Below are 25,999 nucleotides of genomic sequence, written 5' to 3' on the forward strand. Positions count from 1 at the left end.
CGGGGCTATGTGATGGAGTCGGGCCTGGTGACGATGACGGGCGAGGGTCAGTCCTTGCTCAATGACCCCAAGGTGCGGGCGGCATATCTGGGGGAGTGAAGCGGGCGAGTGAGCTGAAAGTGCGGCGCGAATCTTTCGCCCGACCCGGCCACAAAAAAAGGAGACCTTGCGGTCTCCTTTTTTGTTGGGGCCTGCGGAACAGGCCGTGTGAGCGGTCCTTACTTGACGCGCTTCTTGGCGCTGGCCTTGGCTACCGGGGCGGGCGGCGGGGTCTGCGGCTCGCTCGGGGTGATGCCGATGCCGCCTTCGGTCAGGGGCTCGTTCACCTGGGCCATGGCCACTTGCTCGGCATGCTGGCAGCCATCCACCAGGCGCTGGCCGATGCGGGTGTTCATCAGCATGGACTTGGCCGGGATCTGCAGCCAGACCACGCCGGCCTGCTTGTCTTCCAGGCGCACGGCGCCGGTGGTGGTGGGCTCGGGCGCCATGTTGTAGACGGCCTGGCCGAACTGCAGGCGGAAGCGGCCGGGCTTCTCGGGATGCGGCGTCACCGAGACCTTGTGCTTGAACTCGCAGCTGGCTTCGCCGGCGTGCACCTGCGGGGCCACGGCCATTTGCTCTTCGCTCAGCGGGCTGTTGTCCTCGACAGCTGCCACCGGCGCGGGCGCGGCCGGCTTGATCTTGGCGGCCAGGCGGTTGCGCGGCTTGGCGCTTTCAACGGCGGCGGACCAGGCCGAGCTGCTGAGCAGTGCCAGGGCGCAGGCCAACACGGTGGATTTCAAGGGGGTGTGAATCATGGAGGGGTTCTCAAGCAGGAGGGATGTGCGCCGCAGCGCTGGCATCTGAATGGCGCTATTGTCGCTCCGTGATTCGTGCCCGAGGGTAATCGTTTGCCAGCAATTGCAAGCGGCCGTTGCGCGCAGCGCACTCCAGCGAATGACGGATCAGTCGCCGCTGAAATAGGCCAGGCGGGCTTCTGCAGGCAGGGGCTGGCCGGTCGCGTGGGCGCGTTCCAGCAGGTGCCAGAAGAAGCGGTAGCTGGCGCGGTCGTGCAGCACATCGCGATGCTGGATCGGCGCCCACTGGGCGGCTTGTGCGGCCTGGATGATTTCCAGTGCCTCATCCACCTCGGCGGCGCTGGGGGCGAAGGCGTCCAGGATGGCTTGAATCTGATTGGGGTGGATGCTCCACATGCGGGTGTAGCCAAACTCGCGTGTCGCGCGGGTGGCGGCCGCTTGCAGGGCGGCGCTGTTCTTGAATTCGGTCACCACACAGTGCGATGGCGTCTTGGCATGGGCGTGGGCTGCCGCTGAGATTTCGAGTTTGGCGCGGGCGATCAGCGGGTGGCTGAACTGACCCTCGGCCGTCAGCGCATGGCGCGGGATGGCGCCGCGGTGGGCGGAGACAAAATCCATCAGGCCGAAAGACAGGGACTCGATGCGCGGGTGGGCGGCGATCTGCATCACATCGCGCAGAGCGCCGTGCGTCTCGATCAAGGTGTGCAGGGGTAAGGGCTTTTGCGTGCCGTGGTGTTGCAGGCGCTCGTCGATGAAAGCGCAGGCACGCGCCAGCTCCTCGGCGCTGCGCGGCTTGGGGATCATCAGAAAGGCCAGGCGCTCGCCGGCCCCGGCGATCAAGCCGTCGACATCGGCCTCGAAGCTCGGGTGATCGAAAGGATGGACCCGTGCGCCGACGCGGTCGTGCCGGTTGAGCGCGCTCTGCAGCAGCTCCGTGACCAGCTGCACATGTTCGGCCTCGCCGCCGATGGGCGCACCGTCTTCGCAGTCCAGCGTGATGTCAAACACCGGGCCCATCTCGGCCTGCAACTCCAGGCTCTTGCGCATGCGGACTTCAACGCCGCAGTAGTGGTCGACCACGGGCAGCACGGTGGCGGCATCACCGTCTTCGAACAGGGCCAGTTTAGGGTGCAGGGCGGGCAAGGAGCTCATGGTGCAGGCAGGCAGAAGAAGGTTGTGGGCATTGGCAGGGCGGACCTGAAAACAAAACGGGCCAGCATGGATGCCATGCCGGCCCGATTTTCAAGGCGTTTGCTGCGCCCGCCACCGAGGCGCGGGCGCGGATTGCATCACAGCAGGTGCTTGACGCCGTCTTGTTCGCCTTGCAGCTCGGCCAGGGTGATGTTGATGCGCTCTTGCGAGAAGGCATCGATCTCCAGCCCTTCGACGATCTTGTACTCGCCGCCAGCGGTGGTCACCGGGAAGCCGAACACGACGCCAGCGGGGATGCCGTATTCGCCGTTCGAAGGCACGCCCATGGTCACCCATTCGCCGTTCGAGCCCAGGGCCCAGTCGCGCATGTGGTCGATGGCGGCGTTGGCGGCCGAGGCGGCCGAGGACAGGCCGCGAGCGGCAATGATGGCGGCGCCGCGCTTGCCCACGGTGGGCAGGAAGGTGTCAGCGTTCCAGACCTGGTCGTTGACCAAATCCTTGATCGACTGGCCGTTGGTGGTGGCGAAGCGGTAGTCGGCGTACATCGTCGGCGAGTGGTTGCCCCAGACGGTCAGCTTCTTGATGTCACCGACTTTGGTGCCGGTCTTGGCAGCCAGTTGCGAGGCGGCGCGGTTGTGATCCAGGCGCAGCATGGCGGTGAAGTTCTTGGCCGGCAGGTCCGGGGCCGACTTCATGGCGATGTAGGCGTTGGTGTTGGCCGGGTTGCCGACCACCAGCACCTTGACATTGCGCGAGGCGACGGCGTTCAGGGCCTTGCCTTGGGCGGTGAAGATCTGGGCGTTGGCGGCCAGCAGGTCGGCGCGCTCCATGCCGGGGCCGCGGGGGCGGGCGCCAACCAGAAGGGCGTAGTCGGTGTCCTTGAAGGCTTGCAGCGGGTCGCTGTGGGCTTCAACGCCAGCCAGCAGCGGGAAGGCGCAGTCTTCCAGCTCCATGATCACGCCCTTCAGTGCGTTCTGGGCCTTTTCGTCGGGGATCTCCAGCAATTGCAGGATGACGGGCTGGTCCTTGCCCAGCATTTCGCCAGAGGCAATGCGGAACAGCAGGGCATAGCCAATTTGGCCGGCAGCGCCGGTGACGGCAACGCGAACGGGGGTCTTGCTCATGGAGTGGCTCCGAAGGTTTGAATGAGAAAGGAATCGATCGATCGGTACGACAGCGTGTTCGGCTTGGCCGGTCCGGGCGCCGCAGGGCTGCGTGGCACGGGGAGGGCGCAAGAAGTGCGCGGCAAGTGTAGGCCAGTCCTCGGGCAATCCCCTAGTCCCAGCGGCCCCTGCCGTTCAAATGCTGCTGCGAATTTGTGCAATTATGGCGAAAATCTGACAGTCTTCTGTCTTATATAAGACTGGAGTGCTGGGTCATGGCCTTGGCGATGGACTTTTGCGCGGCGCTTGTGCTGCAATGCCGGCCATGCCGAACCTGCCACCCTCGTCGCTGCCGCGAACAGTGCCTGCCGCCCCCGAGCGTTCGGGCGCGGCGCAGCCTGTGGTATCGGCGGTGTCCGGTGCCGTGACGAGCGCTTCGGCTGCCTTGCTCTCCAGCGCTTCGGCTGCTGAGAGCCCGTCCTTCAGTCCGCTGTACCGCCAGATCAAAGGGCTGATCATTGCCCGCTTGCAGGCCGGGGAGTGGAAGGCCGGGGAGTCCATTCCCAGCGAGCTGGAATTGGCCGCGCGCTTTGGCGTCAGCCAGGGCACGGTGCGCAAGGCGATCGATGAGATGTCGGCTGAGAACCTGCTGGTGCGTCGCCAGGGCAAGGGCACGTTTGTGGCCACCCATGCCGAACAGAAGCAGCAGTATCGTTTTCTGCGACTGATGCCGGACGAAGGCAGCGAGTCACTCGGCCGGCAGTTGCTGGATTGCCGCCGCCTGCGTGCGCCCGCCGCGATCGCGCGGCAACTGCAGCTGCGCACCGGCGACCCCATGGTTGAGGTGCGCCGCCTGCTGCACAGCAAGGGCGAGCCCGTGGTGCTGGATGACATCTGGCTGCCGGGGCAGTTGTTCAAGGGCTTGAGCACCGAGCTGCTGAACCAGCATCGCGGCCCGTTTTACGGGCTTTTCGAGGCGGAGTTCGGGGTTCACATGATTCGCGCTCAGGAGAAGATCCGAGCCGTGGCGGCCGATGCAGAAACGGCAGCCTTGTTGCAGGTGGAGGTCGGAGCGCCGCTGCTCAGCGTCGAGCGCCTGTCATTCACCTATGGGGATAAACCGGTAGAGTTGCGCCGCGGGCTCTACAACACCGCTTCGCACTTCTACCGCAATGAGCTGAACTGAGTCTTGCAGCACCGAATAGCCACCTGCTGCGTTGTGTTCGGCGCACGGGTTTCACAGGCTGCTGTGCTGCATTGCAATAAACTCCCGTGGTTTCACGTTGATTACAAAGGTTGGGTATGACAGACGCCACCAATTCAAAAGCAAAAAATCGACCGGTCTATCGCAATATCCATGTGACCGAGATCATTTCCTACCGTCTGCCGCCTGCCGGCATCGTGTCCATCCTGCACCGCATCAGCGGCCTGCTGATGTTCCTGCTGCTGCCCTTCATCATTTGGATGTTTGACACCAGCGTCAGCTCGGAAATCTCCTACGAGAGCTTCACCAACGCATTCGTCGCCGGCATCGGCTTTGTGCCTGCCTGGTTCGTCAAGCTGACCGTGCTGGGCCTGATCTGGGGCTATCTGCACCACTTCATCGCGGGCGTGCGCCACCTGTGGATGGACGCCACCCACAGCGTGAGCAAAGAGCAAGGTCACAACTCGGCCGTCATCACCCTGGCCTTGAGCGTGCTGCTGACCCTGCTGCTGGGCGCCAAGCTGTTCGGCCTGTACTGATCGGCCCTCGAGAAAGAAGAGACAAACAATGAGTACTTTTGGCTCCAAACGCATCGTTGTCGGTGCGCACTATGGTTTGCGTGACTGGCTGGCGCAGCGCGTCACCGCCGTTTTGATGGCCTTGTTCACCGTGGCTTTGCTGGTGCAAGTGCTGCTGCCGGGCCCGCTGGGCTATGACCGCTGGGCGGGCATCTTCTCGCAGCAGTGGATGAAGGTGCTGACCTTTGTGTTGATCATTTCGCTGGCCTACCACGCGTGGGTCGGTGTTCGGGATATCTGGATGGACTATGTGAAGTCGGTCGCCCTGCGCCTGACTCTGCAGGTGTTCACGCTGGTGTGGTTGGTGGGTTGCGCCGGCTGGGCGATCCAAGTGCTGTGGAGACTGTGATGACGGTGGCGAACAACAAGACAATTCCTAAGCGCAAGTTTGATGTGGTCATCGTCGGAGCCGGTGGCTCGGGCATGCGCGCATCCTTGCAGCTCTCTCTGGCCGGCTTGAATGTGGCCGTGCTGTCCAAGGTCTTCCCGACTCGCTCGCACACCGTGGCCGCTCAAGGCGGCGTCAGCGCCTCGCTGGGCAATATGAGCGAGGACAACTGGCACTATCACTTCTTCGACACCGTCAAGGGTTCGGACTGGCTGGGTGACCAGGACGCCATCGAGTTCATGTGCCGCGAAGCACCCAAGGTCGTGTACGAGCTCGAACACTTCGGCATGCCCTTCGACCGCAATGCCGACGGCACCATCTACCAGCGCCCCTTCGGTGGCCACACCGCCAACTACGGCGAAAAGCCGGTGCAACGCGCCTGCGCCGCGGCTGACCGTACCGGTCACGCCATGCTGCACACCCTGTACCAGCAGAACGTCAAGGCCAAGACCCAGTTCTTCGTCGAGTGGATGGCCCTGGACCTGATCAAGGACGCCGAAGGCGATGTGGTCGGTGTGACCGCGCTGGAAATGGAAACCGGCGAGCTGCACATCCTGGAAGCCAAGACCGTGCTGCTGGCCACCGGCGGTGCGGGTCGCATCTTCGCGGCCTCGACCAATGCCTTCATCAACACCGGTGACGGCCTGGGCATGGCGGCGCGCGCCGGCATTCCGCTGGAAGACATGGAGTTCTGGCAGTTCCACCCGACCGGCGTGGCCGGCGCGGGCGTGCTGCTGACCGAGGGCTGCCGTGGCGAAGGCGCGATCCTGCGCAACTGCAATGGTGAGCGCTTCATGGAGCGCTATGCGCCGACGCTGAAGGATCTGGCCCCGCGCGACTTCGTGTCCCGCTGCATGGACCAGGAGATCAAGGAAGGTCGCGGCTGCGGTCCCAACAAGGACTACATCCAGCTGGACATGACCCACCTGGGCGCCGAGACCATCATGAAGCGCCTGCCTTCGGTGTTCGAGATCGGCCACAACTTCGCCAACGTCGACATCACCAAGGAACCGATCCCTGTGGTGCCGACCATCCACTACCAGATGGGTGGCATCCCGACCAATATCTACGGTCAGGTCGTGGCGCCCAAGGATGGCAACCCGAATGCCGTGGTCAACGGCCTCTACGCCGTGGGCGAGTGCGCCTGCGTGAGCGTGCACGGCGCCAACCGCCTGGGCACCAACTCGCTGCTGGATCTGCTGGTCTTCGGCCGCGCCGCCGGCAACCACATCGTCGAGTCGGGCCTGAAGCAAAAGCTGCACAAGCCGCTGCCGGCCGATGCGGGTGCGCAATCGGTCGCCCGTCTGGAGCGTCTGGACAACAGCACTTCGGGCGAATACGCCCAGGATGTGGCCAACGATCTGCGCGCCGCCATGCAGCTGCACGCCGGCGTGTTCCGCACCCAGGAGTCGCTGAATGCCGGCGTGGGCAAGATCGCCGAGATCGCCGCCCGGGTGAAGAACATCACCTTGAAGGACAAGTCCAAGGTCTTCAACACCGCCCGCATCGAGGCGCTGGAAGTCGAGAACCTGATCGAGGCGGCGCAAGCCACCATCGTGTCGGCAGCAGCCCGCACCGAGAGCCGTGGCGCCCACACGGTCAATGACTACGGGGATACGCCCGAGCATCCCAACGGCCGCAACGACGCCGAGTGGATGAAGCACACGCTGTGGTATTCGGAAGGCAACCGCCTGGACTACAAGCCGGTCAATCTGAAGCCGCTGACGGTCGAGTCGATCCCCCCGAAGGTTCGCACCTTCTGATCGAACCCGCACCGACACACTGCGACCCGAATATCAAGGACACCCCATGACCAAGCGTACCTTCCAGATTTACCGCTACGACCCGGACAAGGATGCCAAGCCGTATATGCAGACCCTCGAGGTCGAGCTGGACGGCTCCGAGCGCATGCTGCTCGACGCACTGATGAAGCTCAAGCAGCTGGATCCGACCCTGAGCTTCCGCCGTTCCTGCCGCGAAGGCGTATGCGGCTCGGATGCCATGAACATCAACGGCAAGAACGGTCTGGCCTGCCTGACCAATATGCGCACCTTGCCGGGCGTTGTGGTGCTCAAGCCTCTGCCGGGCCTGCCGGTGGTGCGAGACCTGATCGTCGACATGACGCAGTTCTTCAAGCAGTACAACTCGATCAAGCCCTTCCTGATCAACGACACGCCGCTGCCCGACAAGGAGCGTCTGCAGTTCCCGGAAGAGCGCGACGAGCTCAACGGCCTGTACGAGTGCATCTTGTGCGCCAGCTGCTCGACCAGCTGCCCCAGCTTCTGGTGGAACCCCGACAAGTTCGTCGGTCCCGCCGGTCTGCTGCAAGCCTATCGCTTCATCGCCGACAGCCGCGACCAGGCCACGGCCGAGCGCCTGGACAATCTGGAAGATCCGTACCGCCTCTTCCGTTGCCACACCATCATGAATTGCGTCGATGTCTGCCCCAAGGGTCTGAACCCCACCAAGGCCATCGGCAAGATCAAGGAAATGATGGTGCGCCGCGCCGTCTGAGGACGCAGCAGCACCAGCCCTGGCCATGAGCACCCAAGCTGCCATCACTCCCGCTGCAGACGCGCTGATCGACGAGCGCGCCCTGTCCAAGCTGCGCTGGCGTTGCCGGCGCGGCCTGTTGGAGAACGATCTCCTGATCGAGCGTTTCTTCAACAAGCATGCGGACACGCTGACCGAATCGCAGGCGCAAGGACTGCGGGAGTTGATGGATCTGTCCGATAACGATCTGTTGGACTTGCTGCTGTGCCGCAAGGAGCCGCAAGGCGATTTGCAGCGCCCCGATGTTGAAGAAGTCCTGAGCCTCATCAGGACCGCCCCATAAAAGTTTCCCCAAGAAGTCAAAGGACCTGCTCATGACACCGTCTGACGTCAAAGCCACCCTGTCGTTCTCCGACGGCAGCCCGCAAATGGACCTGCCCATCTACAAGGGTTCGGTCGGCCCGGATGTGATCGACATCCGCAAGCTGTACGCGCAGACGGGCAAGTTCACCTACGACCCGGGCTTCCTGTCCACGGCTTCGTGCAACTCCACCATCACCTACATCGACGGTGACAAGGGCGAGCTGCTGTACCGCGGCTACCCGATCGAGCAACTGGCCGTCAACTGCGACTACCTCGAAACCTGCTACCTGCTGCTGTACGGAGAGCTGCCGAACGAGACGCAGAAGGCCGAGTTCGAGAACCGCGTCATGCACCACACCATGGTGAATGAGCAGATGCAGTTCTTCCTGCGTGGCTTCCGTCGCGACGCGCACCCCATGGCCGTGATGACCGGTCTGGTCGGTGCCATGTCGGCGTTCTACCATGACAGCACCGACATCAATAACCCCGAGCATCGTGAGATCGCGGCCATCCGCCTGATCGCCAAGATGCCGACCCTGGTGGCGATGGCCTACAAGTACACCATCGGCCAGCCCTACATCTACCCGAAGAACGACCTCAGCTACGCCGGCAACTTCATGCGCATGATGTTTGCCACGCCGTGCGAGGAGTACAAGCCCAATGACGTGCTGGTGCGCGCCATGGACCGCATCTTCACCCTGCACGCCGACCACGAGCAAAACGCCTCGACCTCGACCGTGCGCCTGTGCGGCTCTTCGGGCACCAACCCCTTCGCCGCCATCGCCGCTGGTGTGGCCTGCCTGTGGGGCCCCGCTCACGGCGGCGCCAACGAGGCCTGCCTGAACATGCTGGGTGACATCCAGAAGCAGGGCGGCGTCGACAAGATCGGCGAATTCATCAAGCAGGTCAAGGACAAGAACTCCGGCGTCAAGCTGATGGGCTTCGGTCACCGCGTCTACAAGAACTACGACCCGCGTGCCAAGCTGATGCGCGAGACCTGCTACGAGGTGCTGGGCGAGCTGGGTCTGCAGGACGACCCGCTGTTCGAACTGGCCATGAAGCTGGAAAAGATCGCGCTGGAAGACGAGTACTTCGTCGCCCGCAAGCTCTATCCGAACGTCGACTTCTACTCGGGCATCGTGCAGCGCGCCATTGGCATCCCGGTGCCGCTGTTCACCGCCATCTTCGCCCTGGCTCGCACGGTGGGCTGGATCGCCCAGCTGAACGAGATGATTGGCGACCCGGAGTACAAGATCGGCCGTCCGCGCCAGCTTTTCGTCGGCGCCACCTCGCGCAACGTCAAGCCCATCGGCGAGCGTTGATCGCTCCGGGTTGATCCCGGTCTGAGGGCCTGCGCAGGCAGGCCACAATGCAGCCCCCGCGCGTCCTTGGACCGCCGGGGCTGTTCTTTTTGGGTGCGCGCCGTGGAGAGACACGCACTATCCGGCTTCCTCGCGGGCCTGGATGCGCCAGCCTGGTTCATGCCTGCTCGGTTTTTGGGCATCCAAGCCCTGCTTTGCGCAAATTCCCAATTTGCATGTGCGCAGAACGCGCCTTGCATCGGCTATGCTTCGGTCTGGTTGGCAAACGTTTGCCAGCCCCAATAAGTCACATCAAAACAAGGCAGAGAGGGCCCGTCCGACGGCACGCATGCGCGCCGGCGAGAGTTCTCCACCAGCGAGACCGTGCGAGTGTTGATCCTGTGAGCACCATCAAAGATGTCGCAGCCCTGGCCGGGGTGTCCTTCACCACCGTGTCCCATGTGCTCAACGAGACCCGGCCGGTCAGTGCCGATGCCCGCCGCCGCGTCCTGGCCGCGGTCGAGGAAATCGGCTACCTGCCCAGCGCCGTGGCACGCTCACTGCGCAAGAGCGAGACCAAGATCGTGGGGGTGCTGGTGCCCAATGTGCAGAACCCCTTCTTTGCTGAACTGGTCTGCGGTGTGGAAGAGAGCTGCCGCCTGGCCGGCTACTCGGTGTTTCTGTGTAACTCGGACAACGACCCCAAGCGCCAGCAGCAGTACATGCGCACCCTGCTAGAAAAGCGGGTGGACGGCTTGCTGCTGTCCTCCGCCGGTGACGACGAAGCCCTGGCCCGCATCTTCAAGCTGGCCAGCGTGCCCTCGGTGACCGTCGACCGCCTGGTCCCGGGCGCGCGCGCCGACCGGGTGTCGGTGCACAACCAGCAGGGCGCCTACAACGCCGTGCGCCATTTGATCGAACTGGGCCACCGCCGTGTGGCCTGCATCAGCGGCCCGGCCGAGTTCGAGGTGGCCCGTGAGCGCATCGAAGGCTGGCGCCGCGCCCTGCAGGAAGCCGGCATCAGCCCGGACGCATCCTGGGTGATCGAAAGCGATTTCAGCAGCCCCGGTGGTTACGACGCCGCACGGCGTCTGCTGATGGCCCAGGCCAAACCTGAGCAGGGCGCCGCGGCGCCGTTCACCGGCATCTTCGCCAGCAACGACATGATGGCCATCGGCGCCCTGCGCGCCGCGGCCGAGCTCGGCCTGCGCGTGCCGCAGCAGCTCTCCGTGGTGGGCTTCGATGACATCGAGCTCAGCCGCTATGTCTTCCCGGCCCTGACCTCGGTGGGTTGCTCCATCAAGGAGCTGGGCCATGAAGCCGGTCGGGTGCTGATCGAGCGCATCGAGAACCCGGGCGCTGCCCTGAAAGATGTGTTGTTGACCCCGCGCCTGGTTGTGCGCGAGAGCACGGCCGCCCCCGACGCGGCGCTGCTCGCCCCCTGACTTTTGAATTCGGTAGAACCCAAGATGACAGCAGCACGCAGCGTGACCGTGGTCGGCAGCCTCAACATCGACATGCTGGCGCATTCCGAGCGCTTGCCCGAGCCGGGCGAAACCCTGGTCGGCGATCGTTTCGTTATGACCCCCGGCGGCAAGGGCGCCAACCAGGCCGTGGCCGCAGCCCGCCTGGGCGCCCACACGGTGTTTTTGTCCCGCGTCGGCACCAGCCAGTACGGCAGCGATTTGCTGCAGGCGCTGGAAGGCGAGGGCATTGATTGCCGCGCCGTCCATCGCGACCCGCAGGCCCTGCCCGGCATCGCCGTCATCATGGTGGCCAGCCGCGATGGCGAGAACTCCATCGTCTACGTGCCGGGCAGCAATGCCCAGCTGAGCGCCGCTGATGTGCAGGCGGCCCGCGCGCAGCTGCAAGCCAGCGCCGTGGTGGTGGCTCAGCTGGAGGTGCCGGTGCCGGCCATTCAGGCGGCCTTCGAGATCGCGCGCGCAGCCGGTGCCGTCACTGTGCTCAATGCCGCCCCGGCCCTGGCCGTTCCGGCCGAGCTGCTGGCCCTCAGCGACTGGCTGGTGGTCAACGAGACCGAGGCGCTGCTGATGGCGGGTGGTGAGGCTTCGATGGAAGTGTCCGCGGCGGCGGAATGCCTGCGTGCACGTGGCCCGGCCCAGGTGCTGGTCTCTCTGGGCGCCAAGGGCGCCTTGCTGTGCAATGCCGAGGGTCAGGTCTTGCTGCCGGCCCAAGCGGTCAAGGCGGTCGAGACCGTGGGCGCGGGTGACACCCTGGTGGGCGGCTTGGCCGCCGCCCTGGCCGAAGGGCAGGGCGCGCAAGCGGCCGTTCGCCTCGGGCAAGCCGCTGCCGCGCTGGCGGTCAGCCGCCCCGGCGTGCAAGATGCCATGCCGCGTCGCGCTGAATTGGGCGCCGCGTTTGCGCCGCTCTGAACGAATCAACGATGGACGGGGAGCCTTCGGTTCCCCAGAGTTTTTGGAAGCAGTACCGCCATGACTGACCACTCGCACCGCCCCCGCTCGGTGATTTTCGACACCGATCCCGGCATTGATGACGCCATGGCGCTGTTCCTGTTGGCGCGTCATCCGGCGCTCAAGCTGCGTGCCGTGACCTCGGTGTTCGGCAATGCCTCGATCGAGGTGACCACGCGCAATGCGCGCGCGCTCTGCGCCTTTTACGGCCAGCCGGTGCCCGTCGCCGCCGGCGCTGGCGGCCCCTTGTTCGCGCATGCCGCGCGTCCGCATTCCACCCATGTCCATGGCGAAGACGGCCTGGGTGGCCGCGCCGAGCTGGCCTTGGCCGAACAAGACCTGGCCCCACTCGACCCGCGTCCCGCGCATGAGCTGATCTGCGATATGGTCAATGCCGAGCCGGGCGAGATCACCTTGATCGCTGTCGGCCCCATGACCAATCTGGCCCTGGCCCTGCAGCATGACCCCGGCATCGCCGCCAAGGTGGCCCAGGTCATCATCATGGGCGGTGCTTTTGGCACTCACGGCCACAGCGGCAATGTCACGCCGGTGGCCGAAGCCAATATCATCAACGACCCCGAGGCGGCCGATCAGGTGCTGGCCGCGCCCTGGCCGGTGGTGGTGGTGGGTCTGGACGTGACCCATGCGGTGGTGATGCGGGAGCCTTATCTCGATGGCCTGCGCGGCCGGGGCGGGCAGGGCGCTGCGGTGGCTGAGTTCCTTTGGCAGGCCACCCGCCATTACCAGGACTTCTATCACAGCGTGGCCGGCATCGAGGGCATCTACGGCCACGACGCCAGCGCGATTGCCTATGCCATCGACCCCAGCCTGTTCACCCTGCGCGCCGGCCCGGTGCGGGTGGTGACCGATGGTCTGGCCGTGGGCCAGACCATCCAGAACACCCGGCCCGCGGCCAGCCTGACGGCGCCCTGGGACCAAAGCCCTGTGCAGCAGGTCTGCGTGGCCGTCGATGGCCCGCGACTTCTGGCGCTTTTTGAGCAGGTGTTTGACCCATCGTTCGACCGCCCGGCCGCCTAAAGTCTGGCCTCATCCACCCCCTTCACCCCCGGAGTTCCCGACCATGAGCACGACGACGATCCTGAAAGCCCGCTGGCTGCTGACCATGACCCCCGGCAGCGAGGTGCTGAACGAGCACGCCCTGGTCATGCAGGGTGAGCGCATCGCCGCCATCCTGCCCTGGGCCGAGGCCGAGGCACAGTTCCCCGATGCCGAGCGCGTGGAGCTCGGCCAGCATGTGCTGATCCCCGGCCTGATCAACGGCCACACCCACTCGGCCATGTCCCTGCTGCGCGGCGTTGCCGACGATGTGCCGTTGATGGACTGGCTCAACAACCACATATGGCCGCTGGAGAAGAAGTGGGTCAGCGAGGACTGGACCTACCAGGGCAGCCTGCTCTCGGCCGCCGAGGCCTTGCGCGGTGGCGTCACCTACCTCAATGACATGTATTTCTTCCCCACCGCCATGGCCCGCGCCGCGGTGGATTCGGGCATCCGCGCCGGCGTGTCCATCAATGTGATCGACTTCCCCACCGGCTATGCCTCCGGCCCGGACGATTACATCGCCAAGGGCGTGGCCGCCTACGAGCAGTTCAAGGGCGAGGCCTTGCTGGACTGGACCAGCGCGCCGCACGCACCCTACACCGTGTCGGACGAAACCTTCGTCAAGCTGCGCGAGCTGTCCGAGCGCCTGGACATCCAGATGCACTGCCACATCCACGAAACCGAAGATGAGGTGCAAGGCAGCCTGAAGCAGTACGGCATGCGCCCGCTGGAGCGCCTGAACAAGCTGGGCGTGTTGAACAGCAAGATGATGGCCGTGCACATGGTGCATCTGAGCGAGGACGAAATCGCCATGCTGGCCCGCCAGGGCGTGCACCTGGTGCACAACCCCAACTCCAACCTCAAGCTGGCCTCGGGCGTGGCGCCTATCACGGCACTGGAGGCGGCCGGCGTCAACACCATCCTCGGCACCGATGGCGCGGCCTCCAACAACCGCCAGGACATGTTCGGTGAGATCCGCGCGGCCGCCCTGCTGGCCAAGGGCACGACGCAAAACAGCACCACTGTATCGGCCCGCACGGCCCTGGAAATGGCCACCATCCGTGCCGCCAAGGCCATGGGCCGCGAGGCCGATCTGGGCTCGCTGAAAGTGGGCAAGCTGGCCGATGTGGTGGCCGTCTCGCTCGACGCGCTGGAATGCCGCCCGGTCTACCACGCCGACGCGCAGCTGGTCTACGTGGCCGGCCGCGAGCATGTCTCCGACGTCTGGGTCGGCGGTCGCCGCGTGCTCAATGGCCGCGAGCTGACCACCCTGGATCAGGCTGCGCTGCTGGACCGGGTGGACGCCATCGTCCACGCCATGAAGACCGAGCGCTGAAGCGCGGGAAAGCTGGATCGCGGGAAAGCTGAAGCAAAGAGGGGCCGCCAGGCGTTCTTGGCAGGCCCCTTTGCCGCTTTGTCCGGCCAGGTCCCGCGCTCTCGGTAGAATCCCGCACCTTCACACGGCATCTTGGCCGTGCCATCCACGCGGGACACCATGGCAACACCCAAGCACTTGCTTTCTTTCGAGGGCGGCAACGCTCTATCCGCCTTCCGGGCTCAGGCCTTGCTGCCGCAGCTGCAGGCGATCAACGAACGTATCAATGGTGTGCAAGCGCGCCATGTGCATTGGGTCTGGGCTGATGCGGCCCTGGATGCAGACGCTGGCGCCAAGCTGGCCGCGCTGCTGAACTATGGCGATGCCTATGTGGGCGGCGAAGACGGCCATCTGGTGGTGGTGGCCCCGCGCCTGGGCACGGTCAGCCCCTGGGCGTCCAAGGCCACCGACATCGCCCACAACTGCGGCCTGAACATCCACCGCGTCGAGCGCGTCACCGAGTACCGCATCACCCTCAAGAGCGGCCTGCTGGGCGGCAGCAAGACCCTGAGCCAGGCCGAGCTGATCGCCTGCGCCGATCTGCTGCACGACCGCATGACCGAGAGCGTGCTGCTGGCCCGCGAGGACGCCGCCCATTTGTTCGATGAGAAGACCGCCCAGCCGCTGGAGCATGTCGATGTGCTGGGCCAGGGCCGCGCCGCCCTGGTGGCCGCCAACAAGACTTTCGGCCTGGCCCTGTCCGAAGACGAGATCGACTACCTCGAAAACGCCTTCCAGACCCTGAAGCGCAACCCCAGCGATGTCGAGCTGATGATGTTCGCGCAGGCCAATTCCGAGCATTGCCGCCACAAGATCTTCAATGCCAAGTTCACGGTGGACGGCGTCGACCAGGACTTGAGCCTGTTCGGCATGATCCGCAACACCGAGAAGCTGAGCCCGCAGCACACGGTCAAGGCCTATTCGGACAATGCCTCGGTCATGGAAGGCCACCGCATCGAGCGCTGGATGCCGGCCGGCGACCAGCGCGCGCCGCAGTACCAGGCCCGCGAAGAGCTGGCCCATGTGCTGATGAAGGTCGAGACCCACAATCACCCGACCGCCATTTCGCCCTATCCCGGTGCCTCGACCGGCGCCGGCGGTGAAATCCGTGACGAAGGCGCCACCGGCCGCGGCTCCCGCCCCAAGGCCGGCCTGACCGGCTTCTCGGTCTCCAACCTGCACCTGCCGGGCCTGAGCGAGCCCTGGGAGCAGAACCCGGTCGGCAAGCCCAGCCACATCGCCAGCGCCTTGCAGATCATGATCGAAGGCCCGCTCGGTGGCGCGGCCTTCAACAATGAGTTCGGCCGCCCCAATCTGAACGGCTACTTCCGCGTCTACGAGCAGAAGGTGGACGGCGTGCAGCGCGGCTACCACAAGCCCATCATGATCGCCGGCGGCCTGGGCGCCATCCGTGACGACCAGACGCAAAAGATCGAGTTCCCCGCCGGCTCCCTGTTGGTTCAGCTGGGCGGCCCCGGCATGCGCATCGGCATGGGCGGCAGCGCCGCCAGCTCGATGGCGGCCGGCACCAACACCGCCGACCTGGACTTCGATTCGGTGCAGCGTGGTAACCCCGAGATCGAGCGGCGTGTGCAGGAGGTGATCAACCACTGCTGGGGTCTGGGCGATAAGAACCCCATCCTGGCCATCCACGATGTGGGTGCCGGCGGCATCTCCAATGCCTTCCCTGAGCTGGTCAACGATGCCCACCGCGGCGCGGTCTTCGATCTGCGCAAGGTGCCGCTGGAAGAGTCCGGCATGGCGCCCAAGGAAATTTGGTGCAACGAGAGCCAGGAGCGCTATGTACTGGCGATTGCCGCCGACAGCCTGGACCTGTTCCAGCGCATGTGCGAGCGCGAGCGCTGCCCCTTCGCTGTGGTCGGCGTGACCACCGAGAAGCGCGAGCTGATCCTGGAGGACGGCCCCGGCGGCCAGCGCGCTGTGGACATGCCCATGGACGTGTTGCTGGGCAAGCCGCCCAAGATGCACCGCGAGGTCAGCCGCGTCGCCCGCGATGCCGGCACCTTGGACCTGAACGGCGTCAGCCTGGCCAGCGTGGCCCAGACCGTGCTGCGCCACCCGACCGTGGCCTCCAAGCGATTCCTGATCACCATCGGTGACCGCACCGTGGGCGGCCTGAACAGCCGCGACCAGATGGTCGGCCCCTGGCAGGTGCCGGTGGCCGACTGCGCCGTGACCCTGGCCGACTACAAGGGCTTCGCCGGTGAAGCCATGGCCATGGGCGAGCGCACGCCGCTGGCGGCCGTGGACGGCCCGGCCTCGGGCCGCATGGCGGTGGCCGAGTCCATCACCAATCTGCTGGCCGCGCCGATCGAGTTGCCGCGCGTCAAGCTCAGCGCCAACTGGATGGCCGCCTGCGGCGAACCCGGTGAAGACGCCGCCCTGTTCGACACCGTCAAGGCGGTCGGCATGGAGCTGTGCCCGGCCCTGGGCGTGTCCATCCCCGTGGGCAAGGACTCCCTGTCCATGCGCACCCGCTGGAGCGATGCGCAAGGCGCCGAGCAACAGGTGACGGCCCCCGTCTCCTTGATCATCACCGCGTTCGCCTCGGTGGCCGATGTGCGCGGCACGCTGACGCCCCAGCTCAAGACCGATGCCGGCGACACCAGTCTGATCCTGGTCGACCTGGGTGCCGGCCAGCACCGCATGGGCGGCTCCATCCTGGCCCAGGCTCTGAACCAGTTTGGTGGCGCTGTGCCGGATCTGGACGACGCGGGCTTGCTGAAGAGCCTGGTCGCGGCAGTCAATGAGCTGCGCGCCGCCGGCCAGCTGCTGGCTTACCACGACCGCGGTGACGGCGGACTCTGGGCCACGGCCTGCGAAATGGCTTTTGCCGGCCATGTGGGCGTGAGCCTCAATGTCGACATGCTGGTCACCGAGGGTGACGGTGTCAGCGACAGCCGCGCCGACACCGGTGATGCCAAGAACTGGGCCACGCAAGTGGGTGCGCGCCGCGAAGAGTTGACGCTCAAGGCCTTGTTCAGCGAAGAGCTGGGCGTGCTGCTGCAGGTGCGCACCGCCGACCGCGACGCCGTGCTGCAGGTGCTGCGCCGCCACGGTCTGTCCAAGCTCAGCCATGTGGTGGGCAAGCCCAATGGCAACGGTCAGGTCGAGGTCTGGCGCGATGCCAAGAAGGTCTACAGCGAATCGCTGGAACAGCTGCACAAGAGCTGGGACGAGGTGTCCTGGCGCATCAACCAGCTGCGCGACAACCCGGCCTGCGCCGACAGCGAGCATGCCCAGGCGGGCCTGGCCAGCGACCCCGGCCGCCATGTGCACCTGAGCTTCGACCCGAACGAGGATGTGGCCGCGCCCTTCATCGCCACCGGCGCTCGCCCCAAGCTGGCCATCCTGCGCGAGCAGGGCGTCAACTCGCATGTCGAGATGAGCTATGCCATGGCGCAGGCCGGCTTCGACACCTACGACGTGCACATGAGCGATCTGCAGGCCGGCGCGGTGACGCTGGAGCAGTTCAAGGGCTTTGTGGCCTGCGGTGGTTTCAGCTACGGCGACACCCTGGGTGCCGGCGAAGGCTGGGCCCGCTCGGTGATGTTCAACCCGGTGCTGGCCGAGCAGTTCAAGGCCTTCTTCGCTCGCGGCGACAGCTTTGCTCTGGGCGTGTGCAATGGCTGCCAGATGATGGCGGCGCTGTCGCCCATCATCCCGGGTGCGCAGCACTGGCCCAAGTTCACGCGCAACAAGAGCGAGCAGTTCGAAGCCCGCCTGGCCATGGTGGAAGTGCTGGAGTCGCCCAGCCTGTTCTTCCAGGGCATGGCCGGCAGCCGCCTGCCCATCGCCGTGGCCCATGGCGAAGGTTTTGCCGACTTCTCGCAGCGCGGCGATGCCGCCCAGGTCGCACGCGCCATGCGCTATGTTGACCATTCGGGCCACGCCACCGAGACCTATCCGCTCAACCCCAACGGCAGCCCGGACGGCCTGACCTCGGTGACCACCGCCGATGGCCGCTTCACCGTGCTGATGCCGCACCCGGAACGCGTGTTCCGCAATGTGCAGCTGAGCTGGACTTCGGGCGATGTCAGCGCGTTCAGCCCGTGGATGCGCATGTTCCGCAACGCCAGAAAAGCCCTCGGCTGATCAGGCCTGAAGTTCCGCGAGCTGCGCCAGCAGCTCGTAGCAGCGCAGCCGGGCCTGGAAATCATGCACCGCCGCGGCGACGATGAACTCGTCGGCGCCTGTGCGTTCCTGTGTGGCGCGCAGGCCCGCACGCACCGTCACCGGCGAGCCGACGATGGATTCGGCCAGCATGCGCTCAGCCCCCAAACGTTCGGCCGGCGAGGCGGCCGCCCACAACGGCGCCATGCTGTCCACCGGCCGCGGCAGCGGCCCACGCTGGCCGCGCTGCATGCCCAGAAAGCGCTGCTGCAGGGAGCTGAACAAGCGGCCCGCCTCGGCATCGCTGTCGGCCATGATCACATTGAGCGCCACCATGGCGTGGGATTTCGGATGTGCCGCGCTGGGCCGGTACTGGCTGCGGTAGAGATCGAGCGCCTGCTGCAGCAACTCGGGCGCGAAGTGCGAGGCAAACGCAAAGGGCAGGCCCAGATAGGCCGCCAACTGCGCGCTGTAGAGGCTGGAGCCCAGCAGCCAGATCGGCACTTCGGTGCCCTGGCCGGGGATGGCGCGCACGAGCTGGCCCTCGCGGGCCGGCGCCAGATAGGCCTGCAGCTCCACCACATCTTCGGGGAAGCGGTCCTCAGAAGCGCTGCTCAGGTGGCGGCGCAGGGCGCGCATGGTGGGGCCGTCGGTGCCCTGTGCGCGGCCTTGGGCCTGTTAACACGACGTCGATGGGTCGCGAAGGCTCGCCTCAGCGGGTCAGGCTAGGCGCAGCGCGCCGCCCGCACTCGCGTGCGGGCCAGCGCCGCAACGACGCCTGGCCCGCTGAGTCGAGCCTTCCCGCAGGGTTGCGGCCAGAAAGACCGCCGGCCGCGTTGCGAATCCTCGCCGGGTGTCCAACCCGGCTGCGGTTCGCGCCTTGCCTGCGGCCTTTCTGGCCGGCAACGCGACCCATCGACGTCGTGTTAACAGGCCCCAAGCCCAGATCGATGCGGCCGGGGTAGAGCGTGGCCAGGGTGCCAAAGGCTTCGGCCACCGTCAGCGGCGCATGGTTGGGCAGCATCACGCCGCCCGAGCCGACCCGGATGCGCGTGGTCGCGGCGGCCAGCTGGCCGATCAAGACCGCGGTGGCGGCACTGGCCACGCCGTCCATATTGTGGTGTTCGGCCACCCAGAAGCGCTGGTAGCCCAAGGCATCGGCATGGCGGGCCAGGGCGATGCTGTTGAGCAAGGCGCTGCGGGCATCGCTGCCTTCGACAATGGGGGCGAGGTCGAGAATCGACAACGGGATGGAGAGCGGGGTCATGCCCCGAGTCTAGGAGTTCGGCGGCTTCGGCACCGGCCTGGGGTCATGGGCGCTCTCCTCGGCCTTGGCCGAGAGCTGTGGCGCCACATAGGGCAGTCGGAAGGTGAAGCGGCTGCCCTTGCCGGGCTCGCTGCTCAGCTCGATCTGGCCGCCCAGGATGCCGGTGACGATGTTGTAGACGATGTTCAGGCCCAGCCCGGTGCCGCCGCTGCCCATCTTGGTGGTGAAGAAGGGGTCGAAGGCCCGGCGCCGCACCGCCTCGCTCATGCCCACACCGTCATCCTCGACCACCAGCAGCAGCCAGTCGGGCGAGAGCTCATCGGCACGGATGGACAGGCGCCCGTGCTCGCGGCCGCCGAAGGCATGCAGCAGGGCGTTCAGCACCAGGTTGTTGATCACCTGGCCCAGGGGGCCGGGGTAGCTGTCCAGCGGGCGCTGGGTGTGCACCTCGCAGACCACTTGATACGGCGTCGTGCGCAGGCGCGGTCGCAGCAGGCTCAGCACATCGTCCAGGGCGCTGGCCAGGTCGAAGACACGGCGCTGCGAGCTGGTCTGGTCGACCGAGAGTTGCTTGAAATGCGCCACCAGCTCGGTCGAGGTGCTCAGCGATCGCAGCAGGATGCTGGCCGCCGTGCCGGCGTCGCGCAGGTAGTCGGCCAGGCGCTGGCGGCGCAGGCCCGTGCCCTCGAACTCGGCCTGAATCTCGCGGGTGCGTTCCTCCAAAGTCGAGGCCGTGGTCAGGCAGTTGCCCAGCGGGGTGTTCAGCTCATGGGCCACGCCGGCCACCAGCGAGCCCAGGGCCGCCATCTTTTCCGAGCGCAGCAGCTCATCCTGGGCCTGGCGCAAGGTGTGCATGGCTTCGGTCAGCTCAATCGTGCGGCTGCTGACCCGGTCTTCCAGTTCGGCGTTGAGCTGCACCAGGGCGCGCTCGGCCTGGCGTTGCTCGGTGATGTCGCGGGCAATACCGAGATAGCCCATGGCCGGGCCGCCGCGGTCGCGCACCAGGCTGACGGTCAGCGAGACATCGAGCGCGCTGCCGTCCTTGCGCAGATAGGTCCAGACCCGGGTCTCGCTGCCAAGCACGCGGGCCTTGGCAACAAACGTGTCGAAACCCTGGATGGTTTCGCCCAACTCGGCGCTCAGCTCGACGGCCCGTTGCCTGACCTCTTCACGCCGATGCAGGAAATCCGGGTAGCGGCCCAGCATCTCGCGCTCGTTGTAGCCCAGCATGCGCTCGGCGCCGCGGTTGAAGACAGTGATGCGGCCGTCCAGATCGGTGGCGATGATGGCCACTTCGCTGGCCGAGTCGAGGATGGCTTGCAGGCGGTTGAGAGTCTCGGTCAGCGCCGCCTGCGATTCGATCAAGGCCTGCTCGGCTTGCTTGGCCGCCGTGATGTTGCGGCCGGTGCCACGGTAGCCGGCGAATTCGCCATGCGCGTCGAAAAAGGGCGTACCCGAGACGCTGACATAACGGACGGATCCATCGCCCGCGTAGTGCGCGTACTCGAAATCGCGGAAGGCTTCGTGGCGCTCCAGCATGGCCTGATGTGCGGCCCAATCGACCCCGGGCACCAGGGCGGGCGACTCCCAGCGCTTCATGCCCAACAAGGCCTGCGAAGGCACTTGCGAGGCTTTCTCGGCCGGGCGCGAGATGTAGCTCAGGCGCAGCTCGCGGTCCTGTTCCCAGACCCAGTCAGTGGACAGCTCGGTCAGGCTGCGAAAGCGGGCGTGCTCGGCATCCAGGGCGCTCTGCACCTGCCGGCTGTGGGCAATTTCCTCTGCCAGGGCGCGGTTGTGGCTGACCAGCAGGCGGCGCCGGTAGACCAGCAGGCCGGCCAGCCAGGTCAGCACCAGGCTCACCCCGACCGACAAGGCCGTCTCGATCGACCGCCAGCTCGGCCCCTGGCTCCAGCCCTGGGCCGGCACGGCCGCCAGGGTCCAGACGGCGCCGGGCAGGTTGACGGTCTGCAGCACCGGCCGGCGCTGCGGCAGGCTGCCGTCACCCCATATCACAGCGCCCAGGCGCTCGGCCGGCTGGCCCGTATGGTAGAGGCCCAGGCGCAGGTCCTGGCGATTGGCCAGGCCGGTGCTCTCCATGAAGCGGGGCAGGTCGGCCACCACCGAGATCACGCCCCAGTACTGCGGCGCCTGGCCTTCGGGCCGAGGCAGGAACACGGGCACGCGTTGGATCAAGCCTTGGCCGCCCTGGACCAGCTGCACCGAACCCACCAGCAAGGGCTGGCCCAGGCGTCGTGCGAGCTGGACCTGCTCGTACTGGCGCGGGATGCTGCGGTAATCCAGGCGATAGACCGCTTCGTTGCCAGCCAGGGGATAGACGAACTCAGCCACGTCGTTGGGGGCGGCAACGATGCTGCGCACATGGGGCAGCAGGCGGATCACCTGGCTGCTCATGGCTTGGAAGCGGGCGTCCGAGATGCCGCCGTCGAGCCGGATCAGGGCCTCAAGGCCGAGGGTCGGCGCAAACGTGGTTTGCGCCACCGCTTCCAGGCGACTGCGCAGGGCGTTGAGTTCTTGCTGCACCTGCGCTTCTTCGGCCGCCAGGGTTTGGCCGTGGCGCATCCAGGCCAGGGCGATGCACAGGGTCAGGCTGACCAAGGCGGTCAGCAGGGCCGGCCAGTAGGCCGGCAGGATGCGGGACAGGCTCGGCGAGTCAGGCGCTGCGGCAGGGCTGGTGGCCGGGGGCTGGGTTTGCAGGCTCATCGCCGGGAGGCTCGGTCACAGAAAAAGTCGTTTGCTTTGACGGTAACACAGGCCCCGGGACCTGCCAGCCGGGGAAGCGCGGAGCTGCGGTGGTGTGGCGAGGGCCGGCCTTTTTATCGCTCAGTCGGCGCTGCCCAGCTGCACCGCCTGCTTGCGGGTCTTGCCGGCGTTCCACAGGCTCAGGGTCACGCGCTCGCCGACCTGGCGGCGCTCCAGCAGGCTGAGCATTTCGTCCAGATCGCGCACCGGCTCGTCGTTGATGGCGGTGATCACATCGCCGGCGATCACGCTGCCGTCGCGGCCGCGGGCGAACACCTGCAGGCCGGCTTGCGCCGCCGGGCTGCCCGGCGAGACGCGCAGCAAGGCCACGCCCTTGGGCAGCTTGAGCGCCTGGTTGACGTTCTCGGGCGCGGCCGTGATGCCCAGGGCCGGGCGGATCAGGCGGCCGTCGCGGATGAGGCGCGGCACGATGCGGTTGACCTCGTCCACGGGAATCGCAAAGCCGATGCCGGCGCTGGCGCCGCTGGGGCTGTAGATCGAGGTGTTGACGCCGATCAGGCGACCGGCCGAATCGAGAAGGGGGCCGCCCGAATTGCCCGGGTTGATGGCCGCGTCGGTCTGGATGGCACCACGGATGGTGCGGCGGGTGACCGACTCGATCTCGCGGTTGAGGGCGCTGACGATGCCCAGGGTCAGGGTCTGGTCCAGGCCGAAGGGGTTGCCGATGGCGTACACGGCTTGGCCCACCTGCAGCTCGCGGCTGCTGCCGATGGCGATGGCGGCGAGCTTCTCCTTGGGCGCCTCGATGCGCAGCACGGCCAGGTCACGGTCGGGGAAGCTGCCCACCAGCTTGGCCGGGTAGCTGCTTTGGTCCGACAGGGTGACGGTGGCGGCGTCGCCGTCCTGGATCACGTGGAAATTGGTCACCACATGGCCGGCATCGTCCCAGATGAAGCCGGTGCCGGTGCCGCGCGGCTGCTGGGTGATGTTCATGGAGAACAGATCGCGGCTCAGGGCCAGGGTGGTGATGTGCACCACCGAGGGCGACACCTTCTTGAAGACATTGATGTTGTTCTGTTCAGCGGCATCGAGCGGGCCGCGCGGCTGCACGGCACGCGGCTCGGCCTGCGGCTTGCTCTGCGCGGTATTGGGCCAGCAGGCGCTCAAGCCCACACCGGCCAGCAAGGCCAGGGCGAGCAGGGCGGCTTGAGAGGCGGGGGCGGTGGGCAGTTTCATCGGGCGTGGCGGGGCAGTTGAGTGAAAAAAGCAGGTGAGTGCGGCAGGTCGGTCTGAATTGCGGGGATTCAAGGCATGGCGCCGGTCGTGCTCGGCGCATGCCGGGCAGCCCGCAGCGGATGTGCGCGCGGCTGCGGCCCGGCCTTGCCCGTAGACTGCCGCCATTCTGACTCCTCTTGCAGCACTGTCTTGGCCCCTGATTCGCCCCTCACTCCCACTCCAGCGCCGCTGCAACGCGTGCCGCGCCTGGACGCCCTGCGCGGCGCGGCCATCGTCTGGATGGCGCTGTTCCATTTCTGCTTTGACCTCAACCACTTTGGCTGGATCCAGCAGAACTTCTACCGCGACCCCTTCTGGACCGGGCAGCGCAGCGCCATCGTCAGCCTCTTCCTGCTCTGCGCCGGCCTGGGCCAGGCCCTGGCGCTGCATCAGGGCCAGCCCTGGTCGCGTTTCTGGCGCCGCTGGGCCCAGGTGGCGGGCTGTGCGCTTCTGGTCAGCGCCGGCTCGGCCCTGATGTTCCCGCGCAGCTTCATCAGCTTTGGCGTGCTGCACGGCATGGCGGTGATGCTGCTGATCCTGCGTGCGATCGGGCCGCGTTTGCCGCTCTGGGCCTGCCTGGGCCTGGGTCTGCTGGCCTGGGTGGCGCCGCAGCTCTGGTCGCATCCCTTTTTCGACAGCCGCTGGACCAACTGGGTCGGCCTGGTCACGCGCTTGCCGATCGCCGAGGATTTCGTGCCCGTGCTGCCCTGGCTGGGCATGATGCTCTGGGGCTATGCCGGCGGCCGCTGGCTGCTGGCTGCACGCCCGGCCTGGTTGGGAGGCGTGCTGCCGGCGCCGCTGCAGCCGCTCGCTGTGCTGGGCCGCTGGTCCCTGAGTTTCTACATGCTGCATCAGCCGGTTTTGATCGGTTTGTTGACGGCAGCCGCTACGATGCGGGGATGAGCAGCAGCACCAGCAACAAAATCCTCTTCGGCTTCCATGCCGTGACCGTGCGCCTGAAGACGCACCCCAAATCCATCAGCGAGATCCATGTCGACGCCACGCGACGCGACCAGCGCATGCGCCAGTTTGTCGAGCGTGCCACCGAAGCCGGCGCCAAGCTGGTGGACAGCGACGACGATCGCCTGGGCAAACTGGCCGGCAGCAGCCGCCACCAGGGCGTGGTCGCCCGGGTGCAGCCCCTGGCCATGCAGCATTCGCTGGACGCGGTGATGGAGGACCTGGAAGCGGCCGAGGTTCAACCCCTGCTGCTGGTGCTGGACGGTGTGACCGACCCGCACAACCTCGGCGCCTGCCTGCGCGTGGCCGATGGTGCTGGCGCCAACGCGGTGATCGCACCCAAAGACCACGCCGTGGGCCTGAACGCCACCGTGGCCAAGGTGGCCAGCGGCGCGGCCGAGACCGTGCCCTATCTGATGGTGACCAATCTCGCCCGCTCGCTCAATGAACTGAAAGAGCGCGACATCTGGATCATCGGCACCTCGGACCAAGCGACGAAATCGATCTACGACATCGACCTGAACCGCCCGGTGGCCCTGGTGCTGGGTGCCGAGGGTGACGGCCTGCGCCAGCTCACCGCCAAGACCTGCGATGAGTTGGTCAGCATCCCCATGCTGGGTGCGGTGGAAAGCCTGAATGTCTCGGTGGCCGCCGGGGTGTGCCTCTACGAAGCCCTGCGTCAGCGCCGCGCCCGCCAGGGATAATCGCCCCCCTCCCGCAGTTTTTGCCTCCCCCGAAGAAGAGCACAGCCATGGCCGTCATCGAAGTCCAGCATCCCCTCGTCAAACACAAGATCGGCCTGATGCGCGAGGCCGACATTTCGACCAAGAAGTTCCGCGAGTTGACGGGTGAGGTGGCGCGCCTGCTGGCCTACGAGGCCACGGCCGATTTCCCGCTGGAGAAAACCACCATCGAGGGCTGGTGCGGCCCGGTCGAGATCGACCAGATCGCCGGCCGCAAGGTCACGGTGGTGCCGATTCTGCGGGCCGGTCTGGGCATGATGGACGGCGTGCTGGACATGATCCCCAATGCCAAGATCTCGGTCGTCGGCCTGGCCCGCGATCACGAGACTTTGAAGCCAGTCAACTACTTCGACAAATTCGTCGGCCATCTGGGCGAGCGCACCGCCCTCATCATCGACCCCATGCTGGCCACGGCCGGCTCCATGATCGCCACCATCGATCTGCTCAAGGCGCGCGGCTGCAAGGACATCCGCGCCCTGGTGCTGGTGGCCGCGCCCGAGGGCGTGGCCGCCTTGAACAAGGCCCATCCCGAAGTGCGCTGCTGGACGGCCGCCATCGACAGCCATCTCAACGAGCAGGGTTACATCATCCCGGGCCTCGGCGACGCGGGCGACAAGATCTTCGGCACCAAGGACGCCTGAGCGCGTTTTT

20 protein-coding genes and 3 pseudogenes are annotated in these 25,999 nt (G+C 66.3%); 16 read left to right on the forward strand and 7 right to left on the reverse strand.

What is annotated here, in order from left to right:
• A pseudogene (locus AC1Q6P_RS22075) lies at window positions 1-99 on the forward strand (ABC transporter ATP-binding protein); the annotation flags it as partial.
• Window positions 100-218: 119 nt separating this feature from the next.
• On the opposite strand, the gene AC1Q6P_RS22080 reads toward AC1Q6P_RS22075, so the two are convergent.
• From AC1Q6P_RS22080 to AC1Q6P_RS22090, 3 genes are all read right to left on the reverse strand, one after another.
• Window positions 219-797 carry a hypothetical protein gene (locus AC1Q6P_RS22080; RefSeq protein WP_492665900.1) on the reverse strand — a complete coding sequence of 193 codons (579 nt, stop codon included), beginning with the start codon at window positions 795-797 and terminating at the stop codon, window positions 219-221.
• 147 nt (window positions 798-944) lie between these two features.
• Window positions 945-1,949, reverse strand: a complete 1,005-nt coding sequence (locus AC1Q6P_RS22085; RefSeq protein ID WP_492665899.1) for an HpcH/HpaI aldolase/citrate lyase family protein — start codon at window positions 1,947-1,949, stop codon at window positions 945-947.
• Between the two features lie 137 nt (window positions 1,950-2,086).
• Window positions 2,087-3,073, reverse strand: a complete 987-nt coding sequence (locus AC1Q6P_RS22090) for a malate dehydrogenase (protein WP_102766959.1) — start codon at window positions 3,071-3,073, stop codon at window positions 2,087-2,089.
• A gap of 304 nt (window positions 3,074-3,377) precedes the next feature.
• On the opposite strand from AC1Q6P_RS22090, the gene AC1Q6P_RS22095 reads away from it, so the two are divergent.
• From AC1Q6P_RS22095 to purL, 12 genes are all read left to right on the forward strand, one after another.
• Window positions 3,378-4,238, forward strand: coding sequence for a GntR family transcriptional regulator (locus tag AC1Q6P_RS22095; protein ID WP_492665898.1), 861 nt, complete (start codon window positions 3,378-3,380; stop codon window positions 4,236-4,238).
• Window positions 4,239-4,354: 116 nt separating this feature from the next.
• Window positions 4,355-4,795 carry a succinate dehydrogenase, cytochrome b556 subunit gene (sdhC, locus tag AC1Q6P_RS22100; protein WP_492665897.1) on the forward strand — a complete coding sequence of 147 codons (441 nt, stop codon included), beginning with the start codon at window positions 4,355-4,357 and terminating at the stop codon, window positions 4,793-4,795.
• Window positions 4,796-4,823: 28 nt separating this feature from the next.
• Entirely contained in the window at window positions 4,824-5,183 is a 360-nt protein-coding gene (gene sdhD / locus AC1Q6P_RS22105) for a succinate dehydrogenase, hydrophobic membrane anchor protein (protein ID WP_102766957.1), read from the forward strand.
• Window positions 5,183-6,985 (forward strand): succinate dehydrogenase flavoprotein subunit, encoded by a 1,803-nt coding sequence (gene sdhA / locus AC1Q6P_RS22110; RefSeq protein ID WP_492665896.1) that lies wholly within the window; start codon window positions 5,183-5,185, stop codon window positions 6,983-6,985. The genes sdhD and sdhA overlap by 1 nt, the downstream gene beginning before the upstream one ends.
• A 46-nt stretch (window positions 6,986-7,031) precedes the next feature.
• Window positions 7,032-7,736, forward strand: a complete 705-nt coding sequence (locus AC1Q6P_RS22115; RefSeq protein WP_102766955.1) for a succinate dehydrogenase iron-sulfur subunit — start codon at window positions 7,032-7,034, stop codon at window positions 7,734-7,736.
• Between the two features lie 25 nt (window positions 7,737-7,761).
• Window positions 7,762-8,058 carry an FAD assembly factor SdhE gene (locus AC1Q6P_RS22120; RefSeq protein WP_102766954.1) on the forward strand — a complete coding sequence of 99 codons (297 nt, stop codon included), beginning with the start codon at window positions 7,762-7,764 and terminating at the stop codon, window positions 8,056-8,058.
• Window positions 8,059-8,089: 31 nt separating this feature from the next.
• Complete coding sequence (gene gltA, locus AC1Q6P_RS22125; RefSeq protein ID WP_102766953.1) at window positions 8,090-9,400, forward strand: citrate synthase; 1,311 nt, start codon at window positions 8,090-8,092, stop codon at window positions 9,398-9,400.
• Window positions 9,401-9,780: 380 nt separating this feature from the next.
• Window positions 9,781-10,824, forward strand: a complete 1,044-nt coding sequence (locus tag AC1Q6P_RS22130; RefSeq protein WP_492665895.1) for a substrate-binding domain-containing protein — start codon at window positions 9,781-9,783, stop codon at window positions 10,822-10,824.
• Between the two features lie 24 nt (window positions 10,825-10,848).
• A complete protein-coding gene (locus AC1Q6P_RS22135) occupies window positions 10,849-11,772 on the forward strand; it encodes a ribokinase (protein WP_492665894.1) in 924 nt (307 codons plus the stop codon).
• Window positions 11,773-11,832: 60 nt separating this feature from the next.
• A complete protein-coding gene (locus AC1Q6P_RS22140; RefSeq protein WP_492665893.1) occupies window positions 11,833-12,849 on the forward strand; it encodes a nucleoside hydrolase in 1,017 nt (338 codons plus the stop codon).
• A gap of 43 nt (window positions 12,850-12,892) precedes the next feature.
• Window positions 12,893-14,209 (forward strand): TRZ/ATZ family hydrolase, encoded by a 1,317-nt coding sequence (locus AC1Q6P_RS22145; RefSeq protein WP_492665892.1) that lies wholly within the window; start codon window positions 12,893-12,895, stop codon window positions 14,207-14,209.
• A gap of 159 nt (window positions 14,210-14,368) precedes the next feature.
• The gene (purL, locus tag AC1Q6P_RS22150; protein ID WP_492665891.1) at window positions 14,369-18,364 is read left to right on the forward strand and encodes a phosphoribosylformylglycinamidine synthase; all 3,996 of its coding nucleotides are present in this window, start codon (window positions 14,369-14,371) and stop codon (window positions 18,362-18,364) included.
• On the opposite strand, the pseudogene AC1Q6P_RS22155 reads toward purL, so the two are convergent.
• The 4 genes and pseudogenes from AC1Q6P_RS22155 to AC1Q6P_RS22170 all read right to left on the reverse strand — a co-directional run.
• Window positions 18,365-19,051, reverse strand: a pseudogene (locus AC1Q6P_RS22155) (MsnO8 family LLM class oxidoreductase); the annotation flags it as partial.
• 265 nt (window positions 19,052-19,316) lie between these two features.
• Window positions 19,317-19,649 (reverse strand): annotated as a pseudogene (locus AC1Q6P_RS22160) (MsnO8 family LLM class oxidoreductase); the annotation flags it as partial.
• A gap of 9 nt (window positions 19,650-19,658) precedes the next feature.
• Window positions 19,659-22,370: a PAS domain S-box protein gene (locus AC1Q6P_RS22165; protein ID WP_492665890.1), complete on the reverse strand. Its 2,712-nt coding sequence runs from the start codon at window positions 22,368-22,370 to the stop codon at window positions 19,659-19,661.
• A gap of 120 nt (window positions 22,371-22,490) precedes the next feature.
• Window positions 22,491-23,606: a S1C family serine protease gene (locus AC1Q6P_RS22170; RefSeq protein WP_492665889.1), complete on the reverse strand. Its 1,116-nt coding sequence runs from the start codon at window positions 23,604-23,606 to the stop codon at window positions 22,491-22,493.
• Window positions 23,607-23,795: 189 nt separating this feature from the next.
• Between AC1Q6P_RS22170 and AC1Q6P_RS22175 the strand changes: the two genes are divergently transcribed.
• The 3 genes from AC1Q6P_RS22175 to upp are packed head-to-tail and all read left to right on the forward strand — an operon-like array spanning window position 23,796 to window position 25,989.
• Window positions 23,796-24,548, forward strand: a complete 753-nt coding sequence (locus AC1Q6P_RS22175) for an acetyltransferase domain-containing protein (RefSeq protein ID WP_492665888.1) — start codon at window positions 23,796-23,798, stop codon at window positions 24,546-24,548.
• Window positions 24,545-25,309: a 23S rRNA (guanosine(2251)-2'-O)-methyltransferase RlmB gene (rlmB, locus tag AC1Q6P_RS22180; protein ID WP_102766942.1), complete on the forward strand. Its 765-nt coding sequence runs from the start codon at window positions 24,545-24,547 to the stop codon at window positions 25,307-25,309. Before AC1Q6P_RS22175 ends, rlmB begins: the two co-directional genes overlap by 4 nt.
• A 47-nt stretch (window positions 25,310-25,356) precedes the next feature.
• The gene (gene upp, locus AC1Q6P_RS22185; protein ID WP_102766941.1) at window positions 25,357-25,989 is read left to right on the forward strand and encodes a uracil phosphoribosyltransferase; all 633 of its coding nucleotides are present in this window, start codon (window positions 25,357-25,359) and stop codon (window positions 25,987-25,989) included.
• Window positions 25,990-25,999: the final 10 nt, after the last annotated feature.

The sequence above is a fragment of the Roseateles sp. GW835-FHT13E02 genome (assembly GCF_058794035.1).